This window comes from Pseudomonas sp. NDM, from assembly GCF_003105095.1.
GTDB lineage: Bacteria > Pseudomonadota > Gammaproteobacteria > Pseudomonadales > Pseudomonadaceae > Aquipseudomonas > Aquipseudomonas moraviensis_A.
In genome coordinates this window covers 1-1915 of sequence record NZ_QETJ01000306.1, presented here as the reverse complement: position 1 = coordinate 1915, position 1915 = coordinate 1, and the positions used below count along the sequence as shown (strand labels likewise).

The 1915-nt window shown below is 60.5% G+C and carries 2 protein-coding genes; one reads left to right on the top strand and one right to left on the bottom strand.

Going from position 1 to position 1915, the window contains the following annotated elements; translation table 11 throughout:
* Nucleotides 1-56: 56 nt before the first annotated feature.
* Nucleotides 57-815, bottom strand: a complete 759-nt coding sequence (locus tag DCO47_RS26665; protein ID WP_116659277.1) for an SDR family NAD(P)-dependent oxidoreductase — start codon at nucleotides 813-815, stop codon at nucleotides 57-59.
* A 121-nt stretch (nucleotides 816-936) separates the two neighbouring features.
* On the opposite strand from DCO47_RS26665, the gene DCO47_RS26660 reads away from it, so the two are divergent.
* On the top strand, nucleotides 937-1833 hold the full coding sequence (locus DCO47_RS26660) for a LysR family transcriptional regulator (protein WP_116659276.1): 897 nt from the start codon (nucleotides 937-939) through the stop codon (nucleotides 1831-1833).
* Nucleotides 1834-1915: the final 82 nt, after the last annotated feature.

Sequence of the window (1915 nt, the reverse complement as noted above, 5' to 3'; positions counted from 1 at the left end):
TTGAAAATCAAAGTCAAAAGATCGCAGCCTTCGGCAGCTCCTACGCGGGTCAAGCGCTACAGGAACATGCCGCCGGATGCCTCGACCCGCTGACCGTTGATCCACTGTCCACCCGGTGACAGCAGCAGCGCCAATGCTCCGCCAATATCGTCTGGTTGGCCGACGCGACCCAGCGCGGTGTTGCTCGAGACCATCGCGTTGACAGCGCTGTTGTCGCGCACCGTACCGCCACCAAAATCGGTTTCAATCGCACCCGGCGCCAGAATGTTCACGCCAATCTGCCGCGCGCCAAGCTCCTTCGCCTGATAACGGGTCAGCACTTCCATCGCGCCTTTCATCGCCGCGTAGGCGCCGTAACCCGGCAGGCTGAAGCGGGTCAGGCCGCTGGAAATATTGACGATGCGCCCACCGTCGTTGATCTGCGGCAGCAGTTGCTGAGTCAGAAAGAACGGCCCTTTCAGTTGCACGTTCATCAGCAGATCGAACTGCTCCGGGGTGGTTTCGCTGAACAGCGCATGCACGCCGATCCCGGCATTGTTGATGAGGAAATCAAAGCGCTGCCGCTCAAAGGTCTGCTCCAGTACTTGTGCAACCTGCGCGGCGAACGCGGCAAAGTGTTCGCTGTGGCCGACGTCCAGTTGCAGCATTGCCGCTTTCGCGCCGAGTACCTGTAGCTCTATGACCAGATTCTGCGCCTCGTCGGCGCGGCTGTTGTAGGTGCCGATGATGTCGATGCCTTGCGCGGCGAGATGCAGCGCGGCGCTGCGGCCCAGGCCGCGACTGGCGCCGGTGATCAGTGCGATTTTGCGATTCATGCGGACTTCCTCGATTGCGTTGAGTGGGGATGGAAGAAGTTTATTTATCCGCCCTGAGGTGATAAACACGGCAAAAGCGGAATCACTGATCGGCTCAGCCGAACAATCACCGAGGCCTGTGATGAACAAACTGGAACTGCTGCGTACCTTCGTCCGGGTCAGCGAACTGTCGAGTTTCACCCTCGCCGGTGAAAGCCTCGGCCTGCCGCGCTCCACGGTGTCCGAGCAGGTGCAGGCACTTGAAGCCTTGCTCGGCACGCGCCTGTTGCAGCGCACCACGCGCAAGGTGCAGGCCACCCAGGACGGCCTGGTGTTGTATGAACGCAGCAAGGATCTGCTCTCGCACATGGATGAGATCGAAGGGCTGTTTCGGCAGGACGAGGCTTCGCTGACCGGGCGCATCCGGGTCGATATGCCGAATATTCTCGCGCGACGGTTGATCATGCCGCGCCTGCCAGAGTTCATGGATCGCCACCCGAATCTGCAGATGGAAATCAGCAGCACCGATCGCCGTGTCGATCTGCTGAGCGAGGGTTTCGACTGCGTGTTGCGCATCGGCGCGCAGCCGGATCAGTCGGTGGTCGCCCGGCACTTGGGCGATTTCACGATGGTCAACTGCGCCAGCCCGGATTATCTGCAACGTTACGGCGTGCCGCAGACCCTGGAAGATCTGGCACAGCATCGGCTGGTGCATTACGTCGGCGTGCTGGGCTCGCGTTCGGAAGGGTTTATCTATGAGGAGGACGGTGAGGTGCGGCGCGTGGCGATGGCCGGCAGTGTCACGGTCAACAGCACCGATGCCTACGAAGCGGCGTGCCTGGGCGGTTTCGGCCTGACCCAGGTACCGCGCACCGGCATGCAACCGCATCTGGAAAATGGCGAACTGGTGACCGTGCTCGCGCAATACACCGCACCGCCGATGGCGATTTCCTTGTTGTATGCGCGACAACGGCATTTGCCGCTGCGGGTGCGGGTGTTTATGGATTGGCTCGGCGACGTGGTCCGCTCAACGCTCTGACTTGGGAATGCAACCCTGTGTAGGAGCTGCCGAAGGCTGCGATCTTTTGACTTTGATTTGTAAAAACCAGATCAAAAGATCG